Raw genomic sequence first — 20,201 nt, 5'->3', positions numbered from 1 at the left:
CTCTCACGTACCCCGCCGGCGCACCGGCCCGAGGTCCGGGCTCAGCCCGGCACCGGCGCGTCCGCCCGGCGCAGCACCGACCAGCCGGCGTCCCGGGCCCGGGCCGCGGCGAGCAGCCCGGCGACGCAGGACGCGTTGGTGATCTCGCCGGCCAGGACCATGCCGACCGCCTCGTCCAGGCCGAGCCGGACCACCTGCAGGTCGGCCTCCTCGTCGCGGCGCTCGTGCCGGGACTCCGCCGGCACCTCGGTCAGCTCCCGGGCCAGGAAGACCCGGACCAGCTCGTTGGTGAAGCCGGGCGAGCTGTACAGGTCGACCAGCACGTCGAGCCGCCCGGCGACGAGGTCGACCTCCTCGGCCAGCTCCCGGGCCGCCGCGGCGGCCAGGTCCTCGCCGGTCACGTCGGTCAACCCGGCCGGCAACTCCCACAGGTGCCGCCCGACCGGGTGCCGGTACTGCCGGATCAGCACCACCTGGCCGGCGGCGTCGAGCGCCACCACGGCCACCGCCCCGACGTGCCGGACGTAGTCGCGCACCGCGGTGCCGCCGCCCGGCATGGTCACCTCCTCGCTGACCACGTCGAAGATCCGCCCCCGGTAGCGCTCCTCCCGGGAGCGCACCTGGTAGCGGTGCTCGACCGCGCTCATGAGGCGGCCGCCGCCCGGGCGGCGGCCGAACCGCCGTTCTGGGCCGCCGCGCTCGCCGCGGCCTCCAGGTCGACCGGGAGCTGGTCGGCCTCGGAGTAGGTCACCGCCGCCTTCACGAACGCGGCGAAGAGCGGGTGCGGCCGGGTGGGCCGGCTCTTCAGCTCCGGGTGCGCCTGGGTGGCCACGAAGAACGGGTGCAGGCCCCGGTCCAGCTCGACGAACTCGACCAGCCGCCCGTCCGGGGAGGTGCCCGAGATGTGCAGCCCGGCCTTGGTCAGCGCGTCCCGGTAGGCGTTGTTCACCTCGTAGCGGTGCCGGTGCCGCTCGCTGACCTCGGTGCTGCCGTACGCCTCGGCGACCAGCGACCCCTCGGCGAGCTTCGCCGGGTACGCCCCGAGCCGCATGGTGCCGCCCAGGTCGCCCTTGCCGGCGACGATGTCCTCCTGGTCGGCCATGGTGGCGATGACCGGGTGCTTGGCCTCCTCGTCGAACTCCAGCGAGTTGGCGCCGTCCAGTCCGGCCAGGTGCCGGGCCACCTCGATGGTCATGCACTGCAGGCCGAGGCAGAGCCCGAGCAGCGGGACACCGTTCTCCCGGGCGTAGCGGGCCGCGCCGATCTTGCCCTCGATGCCGCGCACGCCGAACCCGCCGGGGATGACGATGCCGTCGACGCCGGCCAGGGCGGCCGCCGCGCCGGACGGGGTGACGCACTCGTCGCTGGGCACCCAGCGCAGCTGCACCCGGGCCCGGTGGCCGAAGCCGGCCGCCCGGACCGCCTCGCTCACCGACAGGTACGCGTCGGGCAGGTCGACGTACTTGCCGACCAGCGCGACGGTGACCGTGTGCCGGGGCTGGTGCACCCGGTCCAGCAGGTCGTCCCAGCTGCTCCAGTCCACGTCCCGGAAGGAGAGGCCGAGCCGGCGCACCACGTACGCGTCCAGCCCCTCGCGGTGCAGCACCTTCGGGATGTCGTAGATGCTCGGCGCGTCCGGGGCGGCGGTGACCGCCTCCCGGTCGACGTCGCAGTAGAGCGACAGCTTCTGCTTGACCTTGTCCGGGATGTCCCGGTCGCAGCGCAGCACCAGCGCGTCCGGCTGGATGCCGATGCTGCGCAGCTGGGCCACCGAGTGCTGGGTCGGCTTGGTCTTCAGCTCGCCGGAGGGCGCCAGGTAGGGCACCAGCGAGACGTGCAGGTAGAAGCAGTTGTCCCGGCCCAGGTCGTGGCGGACCTGCCGGATCGCCTCCAGGAACGGCAGCGACTCGATGTCGCCGACCGTGCCGCCGACCTCGGTGATCACGACGTCCGGCACCTGGCCGTCGTCGTCCGGGTCGGCCATGGCCGTGATCCGCGCCTTGATCTCGTTGGTGATGTGCGGGATGACCTGGACGGTGTCGCCCAGGTACTCGCCGCGCCGCTCCTTGGCGATCACCGCCGAGTAGATCTGGCCGGTGGTGACGTTCGCCTTGCCGGACAGCGCCCGGTCCAGGAACCGCTCGTAGTGGCCGACGTCGAGGTCGGTCTCGGCGCCGTCCTCGGTGACGAAGACCTCGCCGTGCTGGAACGGGTTCATGGTGCCCGGGTCGACGTTGAGGTAGGGGTCGAGCTTCTGCATCACCACGCGCAGCCCGCGCGCGGTGAGCAGGTTGCCGAGGCTGGAGGCGGTGAGGCCCTTACCCAGCGAGGAGGCGACGCCCCCGGTGACGAAAATGTGCCTGGTCGTCCGTGCTGAAGGGGCCAAGGCCTGCTCCCGTGTCGTCCGTCGCGGTCGTGCAGACCGCCGTGCCGATCAGCCAAGTGATCACGCGATCCACGGGATTCCACGGTAACACCTCACCGGCGGTGTGCCGGTGCCGCACCCGAGGTAGGCGCGGTTCGGCGTCGGGCCGGGGCCCCCGGTCAGGAGGTCGCGACCTCGGTGGACGAGCGGGCGGCGCGGCCCCGCTCCCCCGCCCGCGGCTCGCCGGCCGCCGCCCCGGACGACTGTTCCGTGGCGTCCGGAGCCGGCGCGGACGGGTCCGGGGTGGCGTCGGCGGACGGTTCGGCCGGGTCTGGCGTGGCCGGGGAACCGGACGGGTCCGGGGTGGCGTCGGGCGACGGCGGGCCCGGGTCCGGGGCGGCGCCCGCCGCGGCCTCGTCGCGCGGCCCGCCGGCCTCCGGCCGGGTCCGGTCGGTGGAGTGGTCGAGCACCCGCAGCGCGGACAGCGCCGCCATCGGCACCACCAGCGCCCCGGCCGCCCCGGCCACGTCCAGCGCGGAGCCGCCCAGCACCCCGCCGATCACCGCGGCGACGGCGGTGCCCGCCATCGCCGCCCGGACCGCCGGGTAGATGCCGAACAGCCGCATCAACCCACCCCACGGCTGGAGCAGGGCGAACCACACCAGCAGCGCGCCGGCCAGCGCCAGCACGGTCAGCGGGCTGTTGACCAGGGTCTCCACGTTGGCGGTGCTGGACCGGTGCACGGTCAGCCCGCCGGTGCCGTCGCCGAGCGCGGCCAGGAACCGGCCCAGGCTGCCCCGCTCCGGGGCGGGTCGGCGCAGGTCGAGCAGCGCCAGGCCGACAGTCACCGCCAGCCCGGCCATCGCCGCCCAGGCCAGCCGGCTCAGCGTCAGCCAGCCGCCGGCACTGATCACCGCGGCGACGCTCACCCCGGCGGTCAGCGCGATGGCGCCGATCGGGTCGGCGCCGAGGTAGGGGCTGCCGACGACCACCACCGCGGCGCCGCCGACGCTGGCCACCACGGCCGGCCGCCAGGAGCGGCGGACCCGCTGGGCGAGCCAGCCCGCGCTGAGCAGCGCGCCGGCCAGGAACGCCCCGAGCCCGACGGTGCCCAGGCCGGCGTACCGGCCGCCCTCCAGGGCCGAGTAGCCGACCACCCCGTTGAGCTGCAACCGGGCGCCGGTGACCACGTCCAGCCCGACGGTCAGCGTGGTCAGCCCGGCCACCGCGCCGAGCGGGCCGAGGGTCCCCGGGTAGCCGGGGGTGAGCCGGACGGCGGCGGTCGCCCCGACCACCAGCAGCACGGTCACCCCGGCGAACCAGGCGCCCGCGTGCTCGCCCCGCCACCAGGGCACCACGTCGGCGAGCAGGGCCGCCGGCACGGCCAGCGCGGCGGCGATCAGCAGCACCTCGACCACCGCCACGACCCGCCGCGACACCGGCTCGGGGCCGTACGGGCCGGCGTGCCGGCGGGCCCGGCGCAGCATCGGCAGCACCGCCAGGCCGAGCAGCACCTGGGCGGCGGCGAGCAGGGTGAAGTACCAGCCGGCGACCCGCCGCTGGGCGGCGGCCTCCCGGTCGGCGTCGGCCGGCTGGGCGATGGCGGTCGCCAGGTCGGCCGGCCGGTCGCCCACCGACTCGGCGGGCCGGCCCAGGAAGGGCCGCTCGGGCATCGGCCGGCCCAGCGCCGCGAGCGCGGTCGGCGCCAGGTCGACCAGTTGCAGGTAGCCCTCCCGACCGGTGCTCGCCGAGGTGAGCCAGCCGCCCTCCCAGCCCGGCCCGTCGGCGACCGCCACGTGCAGCCGGGACGGCACGTCGGTGTCGGAGACCCCGGCGACGAGCACCAGCGAGCGCGGCGGGCGGGCGGCGAGCACCCGGGCCAGCTGGGCGTCGGCCGCTCGCGCCGCCGCCTGCCGGGCCGCCGGGTCCTCACCGGCCACGGTGCCCAGGTCGACGATGCTCAGCACGCAGGAGCCGAGCAGGACGGCCGGGTCCCGTGGCAGCGCCGCGGCGTACCGGTCGACCCGACCGAACGGCCGGGCGGCCGCCACCGCCGCGCCCGGCCCGACCGCCACCGAGCAGCGCACCGACTCCGACAGCGAGCCCGGGACCGTGCCCCACGGCAGCCGCTCCTGGTTGTGCAGCACGACGCTCTCCTGGTCGGGCAGGTTCGCGCCGATGCCGTCCGGCTGCTCGACGGTGACCGCCGCCGGCGGGCAGGCGCCGGCCTGCCGGCTGCCGTTCCAGGCGGCGTAGCTGCCGGCGCCGAGGGTCAGCCAGCCGTCGACCGGGCAGGTCGGCCGGTGCGCGGAGCGCACCGACAGCGAGCCGATCGAGCCGCGTTGGGCCATCCGCCACAGCGTCGGGGTGGTCCGCGGGTCGACGTCCTCCCAGCGCAACCCGGCCACGCCGACCAGCACCACGTAGTCGGCGGTGCGCTCCGGGGCCTCCGTCTTCGGGCGGGCCGCCAGCGCGGTGACGCCGAGCGCCACCACGACCAGGGTGAGCAGCGCGGGGGCGAGTCTGCGCAGCATCACCGGCGTCCCGTCGAGGGGGCGTCGGCGCCGGGAGTGGCGGGGCCGGCCGCGTCCGGGGCCAGCTCGGCGTAGAGGCCGGCGAGCTGGGCCAGGGTGTCCGCCTCGGTGGGCCAGCCGGCGGCCCGGTCGGCGCCCCGCCGGGCCAGGTCGGCCCGGCGCGCCGGGTCGTCGAGCAGGTCGCGCACGGCCGCGTCGACCGCGTCCACGTCGCCCGGCGGAACCAGCACCGCGGCGTCGCCGACCAGCTCGGGCAGGCCACCCACGGCGGTGGCCACCAGCGGTACGCCGGCCCGCAGCGCCTCCTGCGCGAAGAGCTGGCGGGCCTCCCAGTCGCTGGTCACCACGGCCAGGTCGGCGCCGGCCAGCAGGTCGGCCACGTCGGTGCGGTGGCCCAGCAGGGTGACCGGGGCGCGGGCGGCGGAGATCCGGGCGGCCAGCGGCAGGTACGCCGGGCCGCTGCCGGCGATCACCACGACCGGCGGCGGGGTCCGGGTGCGCCACCGGGCGGCCGCGTCGACCAGCACGTCGTACCGCTTCTGCGGGTGCAGCCGGCCGACGGAGACGACCAGCGGCTGGTCGGCGGCGACGCCGAACTCGGCCCGCACGGCGACCCGGCGGCGGCGCGGCGCGGGCAGGGCCGGCGCGGCGACCGGGGCGAGCCGGGCGTCCGCGGCGCCCAGCGCGGCGGCCCGCGCCACCAGGTCGGCGGAGGCGCCGAGGGTGACCCGGGCGCCCCGGGCGACGATCCGCTCGACCAGCCGGGACAGGCTGCCGCGCAGGCCGCCGGCGAGCACCGCGTTGTGCCAGGTGACCACCAGCGGGACGGCCGGCCGGGCGAGCACCGCGACCAGGCCGGCCCGCAGGCCGTGGGCGTGCAGCACGTCGACCGGCTCGGTGCCGACCGCCCGGCGCAGCGCGGCCACCGCCCGCGCGTCGGCCGGGGTGGGGCTGGCCGGGATCTCCACCGGCTGGAAGCGGGCCCCGGCGGCGGTGAAGTCGAACTGTTCCTGGGTCGCGGCCGGGCCACAGACCAGCACCCGGACGCCGGCGGCGGTCAGCCCGGCGGCCAGCGAGCGCACGTGCTGCCCGACCCCGCCGGTGCTGGAGGCGAGCAGCAGGCCGACCGTCCCGCGCCAGCCGGGAACCGGTGCCGGTTGCGTCACCACGACCCCCTCCGCTCGGCGACCGCCAGCCGCCGGTCGCCCGTCCCGTGCCGTACCGGATTCACCGGGCACGACTCCCGTCGCCGGCCGTCCGGCCCGCGGGCGCCCGCCACGCGCTCACCGGGACACCGTCTCCTTCCCGTCTCCCCGCTCCGGGGGCACCCCGCCGGGCCGCCCCCCGCCGGCCCGCCGCCCCCGGCCGAGCCGGCGCAGCACCCCCGCGAGCAGCGGCTGCACGTCCCGCCGGTCCACCAGCCGGGCCACGGCGAGGAAGACCGCGCCGACCAGGACTCCGGACAGCATGCCCTGCACGAGTGCCGCGAGTGTCGTCGGGGTCCCGTCCCCGGCCGCCGCCAGCCAGTGTGCCGCCGCCGCACCGGCCGCCGTGGCCAGCACGCCGGCGAGCAGCCCGGCGCCACCGGCCCGGGCCGCCCCGGCGAGCGCCGCGGCCCCGGCCGAGCGGCGCACCGCGACCAGCAGCAGCCCGCCGAGGACCAGCATCCCGACCGAGTTCGCCAGCGCGACGGCCGGCACCCGGTCGCGCAGCGGCAGCGCTGCGCCGAGGGCCAGCGCCGCCGCCGGCACCACCAGGAAACCGGCGGCGATCGCGCTGGTCGCCGCCCGGGTCTCGCCCCGGGCGTACAGGGCGCGGCTCAGCAGGGCGAACAGCCCGTAGCCGAGCAGGCCGGGGGCGAAGCCGGCGACCGCGCCGGCGGCGGTGGACGCCGTCGGCGGGTCGAAGAAGAAGTGGCCGACCGGGACGGCCGTGCCGACCAGCGCCGCGGCGCCGAGGAAGCTGAACAGCAGCACCCCGCGCACCGCCGGGGCGAGCGTGGCGCGGTAGCCGTCCTCGTCGCCGGCCGCCCGGGCCGCCACCAGGGTCGGGTAGGCGGCGACCGCCAGCGGCACCGCCAGCACCGCCCAGGGCAGCAGGTAGACGGCCTGCGCCAGGTTGTAGACCCCGGGGTTGGCGGCGGCGCCGTAGGTGACCTGGTTGAGGCTGACGATCAGCGCGATCTGCTGGGCGGTGACGGTCACCGCCCCGGCCACCGCCAGCCCGCCCACCCGGGCGCGGGCCTCGGCGGGGAAGCCGAACCCGAACCGCGGCGCGAGCCGCAGCCGGCGGACCGGGATCAGCAGGGACAGCGAGAGCACCACCACGCCGGCCGTGGTGCCGGCCGCCAGGAACAGCTCGGCGCCCCGGCTCACGTCGGCGACCGTGGCCAGCCGCCCCTCGGCCGCGGTGAACCCGAGGTAGACCACGACCACGGTGAGGCTGGACAGCAGCGGTGCGATCACCGGCCAGGCGAACCGGCGGTGCGCCTGGAGCACGCCGGTGAGCACGATGCCCACCCCGTAGAGCGGCAGTTGCGGCGCGAAGACCCGCAGCATCCGCTCGCCGCTGTGCTGCTGGGCCGCGGTCAGGCCCTCGCCGAGCGCCCCGACCAGCGGCCCGGCGAAGAGCACCACCAGCAGCGCCAGCGGCACCAACAGGGCCAGCGTCCAGCTGAGCAGGGCGCCGGTGGTCCGGGCCACGGTCGCCCGGTCTCCCGCCGCGACCGGCCCGGCCAGCAGCGGCACGACCAGACTGGCCAGCGCCCCGCCGGCGACGATCTCGAAGATGACGTTCGGCACCTGGTTGGCGACGACGTACGTGCCGCCGAGGTCGGTGGGGGCCAGCGTCCAGGTGAAGACGGCGGTCCGGCCGAAGCCGGCGAGCCGGCTGAGCACGGTGAGGACGGCGATGAGCGCGGCCGCTCCAGCGACCCGGCCAGCGCCGGCGAGGGGTGCCGGTCTGGTCACGTCAGTCGGCGCGACGGCCCAGCGCGTCGAGTTCGCGCAGCCCCGGGGTGCGCTGGATGACCTGGGTGAAGCTCACCTTCTCGCTGGCCGCGGTGAGGCCGGCGAGCACGGCGAGCACACCGGCCCGGCCGACCGGGCCGGTGCGGGCGGCCAGCGCCACGCCGAGCAGCGCGCCGAGGGCGTTCGCGCCGCTGTCGCCGAGCATCACCCGCTCGCCGAGGTCGTCGGGGAGCATTCCGGCGGCGGCGCCCACCGCGCCCGCGGCGATCCCGCCGTGCGGGCCGCCGGCCAGCGGCGCGCCGAGCAGCAGGCCGGACTTCAGCGCCCGACCGGGGCGCAGGTCGAGCAGGTTGACCAGGTTGGCGGTGCCGGCCACCACCCCCGCGCCGAGCAGCACGTCCAGGCCGCGACCGAGCGCGCGGTGGCGCTGCCGGCGCGGGTGCGCGGCGATCCGGGGGTCGGTGGCGAGCAGGGCGGCGGCGCCGAGCCCGGCCGCGCCCACCCCGACGATCTTGACCAGGCCGGCGGTGACCCGCCCCTCGCGCAGGGCGGCGAGGTGCCCGGCGAAACCCTTGGCGGTCTTCTGCTCCGGCCGCCCCCCGACCACGTCGTCGTAGAGCCCGACCGCGCCCGCCCCGACCCCGGCGACCAGCGCGGCGGCGCCCGAGGAGGCGCTGGTGGCGCCGAACGCGCCCGCCCCCGCCGCGCCCAGCGCCAGGGCCGGCCCGGCGGCCAGGCTGACCGTGCGGCCGCGGAAGTTCGTCCGGTCCAGCGCCGGCCCGACCGGGGCGGTACGCACCTCGCGCAGCGCGTACCGGGCGGCGGCCGCCCCGGCCCCGGCGATCAGCAGTCGACCCAGCACGCCCACGCCGCTCCCCCGCTCCCCCACTCGGCGGCGGCCGTCGCGCCGCCCCTGCCCGCCCGGTTGCCGGCCGGCAGGCCGGACACCCGGGTACGTCCTTCGCTCACTGGGGCAGTCTAGGCAGCAGCGAGGCGGCGTTGTCGCCGACGCCGTACTGTCCGGCCTTCTTCTCGGTCAACTGCTGCACCAGCGCCAGGGTCGTGACCAGCTGGCCCTGGATGGTGTTGGCGTTGTCGACGGTGGAGATGGTCTGGGTCAGCACCGGGTCGCCACGCACGATGGCCACCAGGTTGCCGCCGGCCGAGCCGGTGCCGCCGACCACGATCGCGCCGGTGCGGTCGAACTGCTCGGCGACCTTGACCACCGACTCGTCCTTCTTGGCCGAGTCCTTGTCGACGTACGGCTGCCCGCTGACCACCACCACGGCCTCCGCCGACCCGGTCACCCGGTCCTCGGTGGTGAGGTAGCCGGCGTTGCTGTACGCGGCCAGCACCGCCCGCCGGTCGGCCTCGCTGACCGGGGCGGCCCCCGGCGACCGGTCGAGCAGCACGCTGGCCAGCAGGGCGCTGGAGGTCTCCACGCCGTGCCCGTTGCCGGGCAGGCCGGAGGTCGGCGCGCTGGTGGGGCGGGCCGCGGTCACCGCCAGCTCCAGCAGGTTGTTGTTGTTGTCCGGGTTGATGAACTTGTCCTGCAGGTCGACCCGGCCGGTGACGTCGGCGCCGGCGAGCTGGAGCATCTTCAGCACACCCTCGGTGTGGTCGCGCCCGGTGGGCAGGCTGAGCACCAGCACGCGCTTGCCGGTGAGCCGGCCGGGCAGGACGACCTGGGCCATCTCGGCCGCGAAGTCCTCCTCCATCTCCAGCTCCCGCTCCAGGTTGTTGACCGTCTGGCGCATCTGCTGGTTGTCCTTGCGCAGCGCGTTGACGTTCTCCTTGAGCGAGTCGGCCACCGGGCCGTTGAGGGCCGCCGTGCCGACCACCAGGCCGATCGCCAACGCCAGGAACACCGCGGTCAGGGACACCACGTGGTAGCGGAAATTGATCACGCTTGCAGCCTCTTGATCGTCGGGGAGCTAGAAGAGCTGGCCGAGCTGGAACACGAAATTGTCCCACCACTCGGAGACCACGCCCAAATACGCCTTGCCGACGGTGGAGACCGCCACGGCGGAGGCCATCGCGGCGACCGCCGAGAGGACCAGCAGCAGCAGCGAGGAGCCGGAGATGCTCTGCCGGTAGAGCCGGCTCACGCCCTTGGCGTCGACCAGCTTGCCGCCGACCTTGAGCCGGGTGAGGAAGGTCGATGCCATCCCGCCGCGCCCCTTGTCGAGGAACTCCACCAGGGTGGCGTGGGTGCCGACCGCGACCAGCAGCGAGGCGCCCTTCTCGTCGGCCAGCAGCATGGCGAGGTCCTCGCTGGTCGCCGCGGCCGGGAAGGTCACCGCCGGGACGCCCAGCCCGGTGACCCGGGCCAGCCCGGGCGCCCGGCCGTCGGGGTAGGCGTGCACGATCACCTCGGCGCCGCAGCGCAGCACGTCGTCGGTGACCGAGTCCATGTCGCCGATGATCATGTCGGGGGTGTAGCCGGCCTCGACGAGGGCGTCCGCGCCGCCGTCCACGCCGATCAGCACCGGCTTGAACTCCCGGATGTAGGGGCGCAGCACGTCCAGGTCGGCCTTGTAGTCGTAGCCGCGGACCACGATCAGGCAGTGCCGGCCCTGGATCTGGGTCTGGATCTCCGGTACGCCGACGCCGTCGAGGAGCAGGTCGCGCTCCTGCTTGAGGTAGTCCATGGTGTTGGCGGCGAACGCCTCCAACTGCACCGAGAGCCCCTCCCGGGCGTCGGCCATCGCCTTGGCCACCGTCTCGGCGTCCTGGAGGCTGCCGTGCGCCACCGGCTCGTCGCCGACGAACACGGTGTTGCCCTCGATCCGCACGACGTCGCCCTCGCGGATCTGCTCGAAGATGCTCTCACCCAGGTCGTCCAGGAGCGGGATGCCCGCGCCGATCAGCACCTCCGGGCCGAGGTTCGGGTAGCGGCCGGAGACCGACGGCTTGGCGTTGAGCACCGCGGCGACGCCGACGGCGACCAGCGAGTCGGCGGCGACCCGGTCCAGGTCGACGTGGTCGATGACCGCGATGTCGCCGGGACGCAGCCGCCCGACCAGCCGCTTGGTCCGGCGGTCGAGGCGGGCGGTGCCGACGATCCGGCCGGGTTCCGGGTTCCGGGTCCGGCGCAACGTGGGTAGACGCATCGTGACCATCCTGGCATGTGAGGCAGGGTTTGCTGTCGCGACATGCCTGAGCAGGGCCGCCTACCCAGGGAAGCACACCGGGGCGCGGCCCGGTGTGCCTGTGGTCACAATCGGCGGGGTCACGGCCGCCTTTCCCGGGCCGCCACCGCCAGCAACTCCTCGGCGTGGGCGATACCCAGATCCGAGTCCGGCAAACCGGCGAGCATCCGGGCCAGCTCGCGGGCGCGCTCGGTGTCCTCCACCACCCGGACCCCGCTGGTGGTGACCGCGCCCCCGGTGTCCTTGGCCACCACCAGGTGCCGGTCGGCGAACGCGGCCACCTGCGGCAGGTGGGTGACCACCAGCACCTGGTGGCTGCGGGCCAGCCGGGCCAGCCGGCGGCCGATCTCCACCGCGGCCTGCCCGCCGACCCCGGCGTCGACCTCGTCGAAGACCAGCGTGGGCGGGCCGCCGGAGCCGGCGAAGACCACCTCGATGGCGAGCATCACCCGGGACAGCTCACCGCCGGAGGCGCCCCGTTGCAGCGGCAGCGCCGGCGCGCCCGGGTGGGCCAGCAGGCGCAACTCGACCTCGTCGCCGCCGTCCGGGCCGACACCGACCTCGACCCCGTTGACCGGCAGCGTCGGCTCGGCCCGCCCGGCCGGGCGGGGCAACACCGCCACCTCGATCCGGGCGTGCGGCATGGCCAGCCCGGCCAGCTCGACGGTGACCTGCTCGGCGAACCGGGCGGCCGCCTCGCGGCGCGACGTCGACACCCGGCCGGCCAGGTCGGCCACCTCGCCGGCCAGCCGCTGGGCCTCCCGGTCCAGCTCGTCGAGGAGCTCGTCGGAGGTGTCCAGGTCGGACAGCCGGGTCCGGGCCCGCTCCGCCCAGGCGATCACCCCGTCGACGTCGTCGGCGTACTTGCGGGTCAGCGCGCGCAGCGCGGCCCGGCGCTCGTAGACGGTCTGCAACCGGGCCGGGTCGGCGTCGAGCGTGGCCAGGTAGGCGGAGAGCTCGGCGGAGACGTCGGCGACCAGGGTGGCCGCCTCCTCCAGCCGCGCCGCCAGCTCGCCCAGCGCCGGGTCGGTGCCGGCCTGCGCCTCCAGGGTGCGCCGCGCGGTGCCGAGCAGGGTGGTGGCGTCGGGCGTGTCGTCGGCCGCCTCCACCCCGCCGGCCACGCACTGCTGGGCCAGCCCGGCCGCGGTGCGCAGCCCCTCGGCGTGCTCCAGCCGCTGCGCCTCCGCCTTCAGCTCGTCGTCCTCGCCGGGCTGCGGGTCGACCCGGGTGATCTCGTCCAGGCCCAGCCGCAGCAGGTCGGCCTCCTGGTTGCGCTCGCGGGCGTTGCGCCGCCGGTCGGCCAGGTCGTCGACCACCCGCCGCCAGCCGGTGTAGGCCTCGCGCAGCGCGTCGAGCAGCTTCTCGTGCTCCGGGCCGGCGAACCGGTCGAGCGCGGCCCGCTGCTCGGCCGGGCGCAGCAGCCGCAGCTGGTCGGACTGGCCGTGCACGGCCACCACCTGCTCGCCCACCTCGCCGAGCATGGACACCGGCATGCTGCGGCCGCCCAGGTGCGCCCGGGACCGGCCCTCGACGGTGACCGTGCGGCTGAGCAGCACCGAGCCGTCCTCGTCCGGCTCGCCGCCCGCGTCGGTGATCCGGGCGTGCACCGTCTCGGCCACCCGGCCGGCCAGCCGCAGCCGCCCCTCCACCACGGCGCGGCCCGGCTCGGCCCGCACCCGCCCGGCGTCGGCCCGGCCGCCGAAGAGCAGGCCGAGGCCGGTCACCACCATGGTCTTGCCCGCACCGGTCTCGCCGGTGATGACGTTCATCCCGCCGGTCAACGGCAGCGTGGTGTCCTCGATGACGCCCAGTCCGGTGATGCGCAGCTCTTCCAGCACAGCACCCGACAGTAGACGCGGCCCCCGACAGTTGACCAGCCGGCGACGCCGGGGGCGGTCGGGGCGTCGTACAGTTCAGCCCCGTGTTGGACGTGATCGGCCTGACCGCGGACGAGGAGGAGCTGTACCGCTGCCTCGTCCAGCTCACCGTGGCCCGGGTCGACGAGCTGGCCCGGCGGCTGCGCCGCCCGCGCGCCGAGGTCGTCGCCCAGCTCGCCGCCCTGCGCGACCGGGGGCTGGTGCTGCCGACCGGACCCGACCCGGACGGGCCGGTGCGGCCGTTGGCGCCCGACGTCGCGCTCGGCGAGGCGCTGCTGCGCCGCCAGGAGGCGCTGGAGGCGGCCCGCGCGGCGGTCACCCGGCTGACCGAGGAGTACCGCGCCGGCCTGCGCCGGCACGACGCCGACCACCTGGTCGAGGTCATCACCGGCGCCGGGGTGCTCCGGGAGCGGCTGCGCGACCTGCAGAACTCGGCGCGCGACGAGGTGCTGTGGTTCTGCCGGGCCAACCCGCTGGCGATGCCCGGCGAGGAGAACGTCGAGGAGTTCGACGCGCTGGCCCGCGGGGTGCGCTACCGGGCCATCTACGAGCGGGAGATGCTCCTCGAACCAGGTGCGCTGGCCGACGTGGAGCGGGGCGTCCGCGCCGGCGAGCAGGCCCGGGTGCTGGACCGGCTGCCGGTCCGGCTGGCCATCGTGGACGCCCGGACGGCGATCTGCCCGCTGGTGCCCGACCGGGACAGCGGCGAGCCGACCGCCGCGGTGATCGGCAGCAGTCAACTGCTCGACGCGCTGATCGCCCTCTTCGAGAGCCACTGGCGGGTGGCGATCCCGCTGCGCTCGGCCACCGCGCCGGCCGGTGGCGACGCCGACGGGTACCAGCCGGACGCCGACGAGGTGCGGCTGCTCTCGCTCTTCGTGGCCGGGGTGCCGGACAAGTCCATCGCCTCGCAGCTCGGGGTGAGCCGGCGTACCGTGCAGCGCCGGCTGGCCGACCTGATGACGGCCGCCGGGGTGGACACCCGCCCCGGGCTGGCCTACCAGGCCGCCCGGCGCGGCTGGCTCTGACCGCCGGCGCCCCGCCACCGGCCGAGCCGCCGCCGGCCCCGCCACCCGAAGGCGGGGCCGGCGGCGGCGACTGGCCGCGGCCCGGTTACCGACCGGCCCTGGCGGGCGGTCGGACGGGCCGGCGGGGGCGTCCGCGCGGGTGAGGGGGGTCGACCCGCACGGACGCCGGCTCAGCGCAGCCCGTACGCGTCGATCACGGTCTGGTCGACGACGTTGCCGGCGCGGTCGGCGGCGTGCACCCGCAGCGACACCGCTCCCGTGCCGGCCGGCACCAGGGCCGTGTAGCGGGTGCCGGAGCCGAGCACCGGCACCGACCGCCAGGTCGCCCCGGCGTCGAACGACACCTCCACCCGCAGGCTGGTGCCCTTCGGCGCCGGTACGCCGGCCGGCTGGCGCAGCGCCAGGCCGAGCCGGTGGCCGTGCCGGCCGGACACCTCGCCGCGCAGGTCGGCCGGCACCTGGTAGTCCACCTGGAGCAGCGGCAACGGCTGCGCGGCGTCACCGGTCGGCCGGGCCGAGCCGAACTGCCAGCTCGTCTCGGTCCGGGTGGCCCAGCGCCACTCCTCCGACGAGCGGCGGGTGGTCAGGTCCAGCCGGTAGCGGGCCGCCTGTGGCGTGGTGGCCACGGGCGCCCAGCCGCCACCGAAGTCGGCGATCTGCTGCCCGTCCCGGCTGAGCCGGGCCTCGACCACGTCCTGCTCCTCGCTGGCGCCGGCGGTGCCGTAGTGCCCGCCGGCGTCGACGAACTCGGGGACCCGCAGGTCCAGGGTGTCCCCGGTACGCCGCGGCACCGGGGCGCCGGCGGCGGCCGGCACGGCCGGCCGGACCACCGGGCCGTACCAGGTCTCGGTGTCCCGGTCGGTGCCGGCGTACCGGCGGGGCTGCTGGGTCAGCCCGCCGAGCAGCCGCCCCCAGCTCGACCAGGTGAGCCGGTGCATCACCCGGTGCTGCCACCACGAGTCCCCGGCGCTGACCCACTCCTGCCGGGTGCTGCCGCTGCGCGCCGTCCGCTGGTCGTCGTTCCAGGAGTACTCCTGCCAGGGACGCCAACCGAACCGCTGCTCCTTGGTCCAGTCCAGCCCGCCGGTGTCGCCGTAGCGCGTGGTCACCTCGGCGGTGTTCGCCGCGGTCACCTTGTGCACGATCCGCTCGGGCACCCGGCCCTTCGACACCTGGAACACGTCGTACAGGTAGGGGCTGTCCACGGTCAGCGTCAGGTCCAGCGTCGCGCGCCCGGTGCGGGCCGCCGCGATCATAAGCTGGCCGTCGTCGTACGCGACCACCATGGCCGGGACGGGCAGCCGCTCGCCGACCGGGTTCCAGACCGTCCACGCGCTCCAGTCCGCCGGGCGGACGATGAGCACCACCGCCACGCCGGCCGCGGCGGCCGCGGCGACCTGCTCCTCCTCCGAGCGCTCCAGGTCGGTGCTCAGCAGCGCCGCGGCGCCCCGGGCCCGGGCCAGCTCGGCGGGGGTGCCGGTGCCGGCCCAGACCAGCGGCAGCTTCCGCCGCCCGGTGGGGGCCGGGGACTGGTGCAGCAGGTTGATGTCCAGCGGGCCGGCCACCTTGCTGACCGTGGCGTCCACCATCGGCTTGACCAGCTGCCAGCGGGAGGAGAACTCGAACTCGCCCGGCTGACCGGGCGGGTCGGGGTCACGTTGACCTGCTGGACGGTGCTGAACGTCATCACCCCGTGGTCGACCTGCCGGCCGTTGCCGAAGACGCGGTGCTCGTAGAAGCTGATCGCCGCGCGCTGCTCCGCCGGCTTCGGCGTCTCGATCCGCACCGGGGTGCCCTTGCGCGGGTCGAGCAGCACGGTGAGGTCCCGGTCGACCATCAGCTCCGGGTCGGTGACCAGGGTGATCTGCTCGTCCAGCGGCGCGCCGTGCTCGATCAGCGCCTGGAGCAGGTACGGCCCCTCCTCGACCTGCACCTGCACGTCGCCGCCGAAGGTGTAGAGGAGCCGGTCCGACTCGGGGTGCTCACCGAAGAGGGTGATGACCGGCGCCGGGCCGGGCTGTCCGGTGATGCCCAGCGCGCGCAGGGTGACGGTGTGCTGCGGGCCGCTGAGGGTGAGCCCGACGGCGGTCCGTACCGAGACGCCGCCCGCGCCGGTCGCCACCAGCCAGCCGCCGTGCGGGCCGCGGTCCAGCCTGGCCGGGTCGGCCTTCAGCGGCACGGCGACGCTGCCGCCGGCCGGCACGGTCACCTCGCTGGCGCCGACGGACACGCCGTCGGCCTCGGCCGCGCCGCTGTCCAGGTTGCGCAGCTCCAGGGCGAGCCGCAGGGTCTGCGCCGCCGCGGTGCCGTTGGTGTACGTGACGGTCCGCTCGGCGGCCGCGTCGCCGGTCAGCCGGCCGAAGTCGGCCGTCGCCGAGCCGTACACCCGCTGGCCCAGCGCCCGGGGCACGTCGACCCGGCCGCCGCCCTGCTCGAAGACGGTCAGCTCGGGGTTGCCCTTCGCCGTGCTGACCAGCGCGTCCTTGAGCTGTGCGGCGGTCCAGTCCGGGTGTTCCTGGGCGAGGATGGCGGCCGCGCCGGCCACGTGCGGGGTGGCCATCGAGGTGCCGGACGCGCCCGTGTACGCCTCCCCGACCGGGGTGCCCATGCCGGTGCCCGCGGCCCGGGCGGCGACGATGCCGACGCCCGGCGCGGTGATCTCCGGCTTCAGGCCGCTGTCGCCGAGCCGGGGACCACGGCTGGAGAAGTCGGCCAGCTGGTCGGCACGGTCCACGGCGCCGACGGTGAGCGCCGCGCTCGCCGCGCCCGGGGTGCCGACGGTGCGGGCCGCGCCCTCGTTGCCGGCGGCGACCACGAAGAGCGCGCCGGTCTGCGCGGTCAGGTCGTTGAGCGCCTGGCTCATCGGGTCGGTGCCGTCGGTGGGGCCGCCGCCGAGGCTCATGTTGACCACCTTGGCGCCGGAGTGGACGGCCCACTCCATGCCCGCGATGATCGCCGACTCGTAGCCGCTGCCGCCGTCGTCGAGCACCTTGCCGACGAGCAGCTTCGCGCCGGGCGCCACGCCCTTGCGCAGCCCGTCGGAGGCCGCGCCGCTGCCGGCGATGGTGGCCGCCACGTGGGTGCCGTGGCCGTGCCCGTCGCGGGCGCTTCCGCTGCCGGAGAAGTCCTGGCTGCCGGCGATCCGGCCGGCCAGGTCGGGGTGGTCGGCGTCGGCGCCGGTGTCCAGCACCGCGACCCGCACCCCGGCGCCGTCCCGGCCGGCCGCCCAGGCCGCCGGCGCGCCGATCTGCGGCACGCTGTGCTCCAGCGCCGGGCGGACCCGCCCGTCCAGCCAGACCTGGGCGATGCCGGCGCCGAGCCGGGCCGGGCCGGCGGCGGCGGTACGACCGGCCGGCGCGGCCCGCAGCGAGGTCCACAGGCCGCCCAGGTCGCCCTTGCCGACCCGCAGGGACGCGCCGTTGATGCTCTCCAGCGGCCGGGCGGCGGTGGCCCCGGCCAGCGGGCGGACCCGGCCGGCGGCGGGCTCCTGGTAGCGGACGATCAGCGGCAGCGCGCCCTGGTCGGCGTCGCCGTACCCGTCGGCCGCCAGTTCCTGCACGTCGAAGAGGTCGGGGTCGAGCACCCCGGCGGAGAGGTACGGCACGACGTCGCTGGGGACGACCCGCACCCCGCCGTCGACCTCGATGGTCTGGAAGGTGACCCGCTCGCGGCCGGGGCCGGGGCGGACGGTGGCGGCGACCCGACCCGGTGCGGCCGAGCTCAGCTCGACCTGGTCACCGGTGATCAGGGTGATCCGGACGGGCGCGGCGCCGCCCGGGGCGGGTGTGCCCGGGGTCGGACCGGTGGGTCGGGCGGGCGGGGCGGCGGACGCCGGGGCGGCGAGTCCGACCACCAGCGCGCCGACCGCGCCGGCGGCGAGCCAGCGTGGGGGCCAGTGCATGGGTGAGCTCCTCTACTCCAGGGCCGGCACCGGTGGGAAACCGACCGATCGGAGTCTGCGACGGAGATCATCGTGTGGTCACTAGCCGCGGTTGCCGCACCGGCGACATGTCGCCAGGTGGACACGCGCGCGAGGCCGGGCGTCGGCCCGGCGTTCACCGGTGGGCCGACGCGAGTCGGGCCGTTTCCGACGGCCGGCGCCGCCGGTCGAGGGCACTGTCGGCAGGCCGGCGCCGGTCGAGCCGGGCTGCCGGGGGCCGGACGGCCGGGGGTCAGCGGCGGGAGCCGCGCCAGCCGTGCACGGGCAGCCCGAACTTGGCCACCAGCCGGTCGGTGAAGGGGCGGGCCCGCAGCCGGACGATGCGCACCGGCAGCGCCCCGCGCCGCACCGTCACCCGGGCCCCGGGCGGCAGGTCGTAGACGCGCCGCCCGTCGCAGCTGAGCACCGCCAGGGTGGTGAACGGGTCGACGGTGATCGCGAAGGTGGAGGTGGGCGCGGTGACCAGCGGGCGGCTGAACAGCGCGTGCGCGCTGATCGGCACCAGCAGCAACGCCTCCACCTCGGGCCAGACCACCGGCCCGCCGCCGGAGAACGCGTACGCGGTGGAGCCGGTGGGGGTCGCGCAGACCACCCCGTCGCAGCCGTAGCGGGACAGCGGCCGGCCGTCCACGTCGACGAGGAGTTCGAGCATCTGCGCCCGCTCGCCCTTCTCGACGCTGATCTCGTTGAGCGCCCAGGACTCGATCGTCGGGCCGCCGTCGAACTCGGCGGTGACGTCGAGGGTCAGCCGTTCGTCCACCGTGTAGTTGCGGCCGACCACGTCGCGGACCGCGCTGTCCAGGTCGTCGATCTCGGCCTCGGCGAGGAAGCCGACCTTGCCGAGGTTGATGCCGAGCAGCGGCACCTTCGCCGGCCGGGCCAGTTCGGCGGCGCGCAGGAAGGTGCCGTCCCCGCCGAGGGCGAAGACGATCTCGGCACCCTCGGCCGCCTTCGGGCCGGTCACCGGGATCACACCGGGCAGGTCGAGGTCGTCGGCCTCCTCGGCAACCACCCGCACCTCGAAGCCGGCCGCGATCAGGTCGGCCGCCACCGCCCGGGCGTGCTCGGTGCTGCGCCGGCGGCCGGTGTGCGTCACCAGCAGGGCGGTCCGGCTCACCGGGCCGTCCGTTCCGACCCGGGCGCGGATCCGCCCCGTGCGTCCCCGCCGCTCGCGACCGCGCTCACCCGGCCACCTCCTCCGTCGCCGCGTCCGGCACGTCGCCGGACGCCGCCGGGCCGCCCGGCCCGGCCGCCACCACGGCCCGCACCCGCTCCGGGTCGGCCGGCGGTGCGTCCCGGCGTAACCATACGAAGAACTCGACGTTGCCGCTCGGCCCGGGCAGCGGGCTGGCGGCCACGTCGGCGAGGCCCAGACCGAGCTGCGCGGCGGCGGCCGCCACGTCCAGCACCGCCTCGGCCCGCAGCGCCGGGTCCCGGACCACCCCGCCCGCGCCGACCCGTTCCTTGCCCACCTCGAACTGCGGCTTGACCATCAGCGCCAGGTCGCCGTCGGCGCCGGTGCAGCCGGCCAGCGCCGGCAGCACCAGGCGCAGCGAGATGAACGACAGGTCGGCCACGGTCAGCTCGACCGGCCCGCCGATGGCCTCCGGGGTGAGCGTACGCACGTTGGTGCGCTCGAAGACGTGCACCCGGGCGTCGTTGCGCAGCGGCCAGGCGAGCTGGCCGTACCCGACGTCGACGGCGACCACCTCGGCCGCGCCGGCGCGCAGCAGCACGTCGGTGAAGCCGCCGGTGGAGGCGCCGGCGTCCAGGCAGCGCCGGCCGGCCACCCGCAGTCCGGGGCCGAACGCGGCCAGCGCGCCGGCCAGCTTGTGGCCGCCCCGGGAGACGTACTCCGAGCTGGGGTCCGCGCCGGTGACCAGCAGCGGGTCGGCCGGGTCGACCATCGCGGCGGCCTTGCGGGCCGGCACCCCGCGCAGCTGCACCCGGCCGGCCTCCACCAGCGCGGCGGCCTGCTCCCGGGAGCGGGCCAGACCACGGCGGACGAGTTCGGCGTCCAGCCGGTTACGACGTGCCATGGGTGGTTCTCCGGTCTCCTCAGGCCTGGTCGATGGTGGCGAGGGTCTCCCGCAGCGTCTCGTAGGCCGCCTCGTACTGCGCGATCTGGTCCGCCGGGGGCAGGCCCGCCGCGTTGGCCATCGCTTGGACGGCGGCGTCGACGGCGGGGTGGCGGGCCTCGCCGGTGTCGTCGATCACCGCCGGGCGCGGCGCGCCCGGTGGTGGCCCGGGTCGGGGGCCCGGTGGTGGCCCGGGTCGGGCGCCGGGCGGCGGCCCGGGGCGCGCCGGGCCGGTCACCGCGGGCCTCGACGGGTCGG

15 protein-coding genes are annotated in these 20,201 nt (G+C 76.7%); 1 reads left to right on the top strand and 14 read right to left on the bottom strand.

Annotated elements, in window-relative coordinates; genetic code table 11:
• Positions 1–41: 41 nt before the first annotated feature.
• From Q3W71_RS21970 to recN, 10 genes are all read right to left on the bottom strand, one after another.
• The gene (locus tag Q3W71_RS21970) at positions 42–647 is read right to left on the bottom strand and encodes an NUDIX domain-containing protein (RefSeq protein ID WP_302921265.1); all 606 of its coding nucleotides are present in this window, start codon (positions 645–647) and stop codon (positions 42–44) included.
• The gene (locus Q3W71_RS21965; RefSeq protein ID WP_302921264.1) at positions 644–2,386 is read right to left on the bottom strand and encodes a CTP synthase; all 1,743 of its coding nucleotides are present in this window, start codon (positions 2,384–2,386) and stop codon (positions 644–646) included. Before Q3W71_RS21965 ends, Q3W71_RS21970 begins: the two co-directional genes overlap by 4 nt.
• Before the next feature lie 158 nt (positions 2,387–2,544).
• Positions 2,545–4,899 carry a hypothetical protein gene (locus Q3W71_RS21960; protein WP_302921263.1) on the bottom strand — a complete coding sequence of 785 codons (2,355 nt, stop codon included), beginning with the start codon at positions 4,897–4,899 and terminating at the stop codon, positions 2,545–2,547.
• Positions 4,899–6,065, bottom strand: coding sequence for a glycosyltransferase family 4 protein (locus Q3W71_RS21955; protein ID WP_302921262.1), 1,167 nt, complete (start codon positions 6,063–6,065; stop codon positions 4,899–4,901). Before Q3W71_RS21955 ends, Q3W71_RS21960 begins: the two co-directional genes overlap by 1 nt.
• Before the next feature lie 117 nt (positions 6,066–6,182).
• Entirely contained in the window at positions 6,183–7,868 is a 1,686-nt protein-coding gene (murJ, locus tag Q3W71_RS21950) for a murein biosynthesis integral membrane protein MurJ (RefSeq protein ID WP_302921261.1), read from the bottom strand.
• 1 nt (position 7,869) lies between these two features.
• A complete protein-coding gene (locus Q3W71_RS21945) occupies positions 7,870–8,736 on the bottom strand; it encodes a hypothetical protein (RefSeq protein WP_302921259.1) in 867 nt (288 codons plus the stop codon).
• Complete coding sequence (locus tag Q3W71_RS21940; protein ID WP_302921258.1) at positions 8,712–8,837, bottom strand: hypothetical protein; 126 nt, start codon at positions 8,835–8,837, stop codon at positions 8,712–8,714. Before Q3W71_RS21940 ends, Q3W71_RS21945 begins: the two co-directional genes overlap by 25 nt.
• A complete protein-coding gene (locus Q3W71_RS21935) occupies positions 8,834–9,775 on the bottom strand; it encodes a copper transporter (protein WP_302921256.1) in 942 nt (313 codons plus the stop codon). The genes Q3W71_RS21940 and Q3W71_RS21935 overlap by 4 nt, the downstream gene beginning before the upstream one ends.
• Before the next feature lie 27 nt (positions 9,776–9,802).
• Positions 9,803–10,981 (bottom strand): putative cytokinetic ring protein SteA, encoded by a 1,179-nt coding sequence (steA, locus tag Q3W71_RS21930; RefSeq protein WP_302921255.1) that lies wholly within the window; start codon positions 10,979–10,981, stop codon positions 9,803–9,805.
• A 119-nt stretch (positions 10,982–11,100) separates the two neighbouring features.
• Positions 11,101–12,858, bottom strand: coding sequence for a DNA repair protein RecN (gene recN, locus Q3W71_RS21925; RefSeq protein ID WP_302921254.1), 1,758 nt, complete (start codon positions 12,856–12,858; stop codon positions 11,101–11,103).
• An 83-nt stretch (positions 12,859–12,941) separates the two neighbouring features.
• On the opposite strand from recN, the gene Q3W71_RS21920 reads away from it, so the two are divergent.
• Complete coding sequence (locus Q3W71_RS21920; protein WP_302921253.1) at positions 12,942–13,925, top strand: helix-turn-helix domain-containing protein; 984 nt, start codon at positions 12,942–12,944, stop codon at positions 13,923–13,925.
• 1,429 nt (positions 13,926–15,354) lie between these two features.
• Here the strand turns inward: Q3W71_RS21920 and Q3W71_RS21915 are convergent.
• The 4 genes from Q3W71_RS21915 to Q3W71_RS21900 form a co-directional block, all read right to left on the bottom strand.
• Complete coding sequence (locus Q3W71_RS21915; protein WP_302921252.1) at positions 15,355–17,826, bottom strand: S8 family peptidase; 2,472 nt, start codon at positions 17,824–17,826, stop codon at positions 15,355–15,357.
• A 271-nt stretch (positions 17,827–18,097) separates the two neighbouring features.
• Positions 18,098–18,982 carry an NAD kinase gene (locus Q3W71_RS21910; protein ID WP_088994705.1) on the bottom strand — a complete coding sequence of 295 codons (885 nt, stop codon included), beginning with the start codon at positions 18,980–18,982 and terminating at the stop codon, positions 18,098–18,100.
• A 64-nt stretch (positions 18,983–19,046) separates the two neighbouring features.
• Positions 19,047–19,904 (bottom strand): TlyA family RNA methyltransferase, encoded by an 858-nt coding sequence (locus Q3W71_RS21905; protein ID WP_302921251.1) that lies wholly within the window; start codon positions 19,902–19,904, stop codon positions 19,047–19,049.
• A 19-nt stretch (positions 19,905–19,923) separates the two neighbouring features.
• A complete protein-coding gene (locus tag Q3W71_RS21900; RefSeq protein ID WP_302921250.1) occupies positions 19,924–20,181 on the bottom strand; it encodes a hypothetical protein in 258 nt (85 codons plus the stop codon).
• Between the last annotated feature and the right edge of the window lie 20 nt (positions 20,182–20,201).

This window comes from Micromonospora sp. C28SCA-DRY-2 (genome assembly GCF_030519475.1).
GTDB lineage: Bacteria > Actinomycetota > Actinomycetes > Mycobacteriales > Micromonosporaceae > Micromonospora.
Note: the sequence above shows the minus strand (reverse complement) of the source record. Positions and strands in the feature narration are given on the sequence as shown.

Excerpts from the sequence above, each read along its gene's own strand:
- Q3W71_RS21970 (WP_302921265.1), bottom strand. The coding sequence starts at position 647 with ATGAGCGCGGTCGAGCACCGCTACCAGGTGCGCTCCCGGGAGGAGCGC.
- Q3W71_RS21960 (WP_302921263.1), bottom strand. The coding sequence starts at position 4,899 with ATGCTGCGCAGACTCGCCCCCGCGCTGCTCACCCTGGTCGTGGTGGCG.
- steA (WP_302921255.1), bottom strand. The coding sequence starts at position 10,981 with ATGCGTCTACCCACGTTGCGCCGGACCCGGAACCCGGAACCCGGCCGG.
- Q3W71_RS21915 (WP_302921252.1), bottom strand. The coding sequence starts at position 17,826 with ATGCACTGGCCCCCACGCTGGCTCGCCGCCGGCGCGGTCGGCGCGCTG.
- Q3W71_RS21905 (WP_302921251.1), bottom strand. The coding sequence starts at position 19,904 with ATGGCACGTCGTAACCGGCTGGACGCCGAACTCGTCCGCCGTGGTCTG.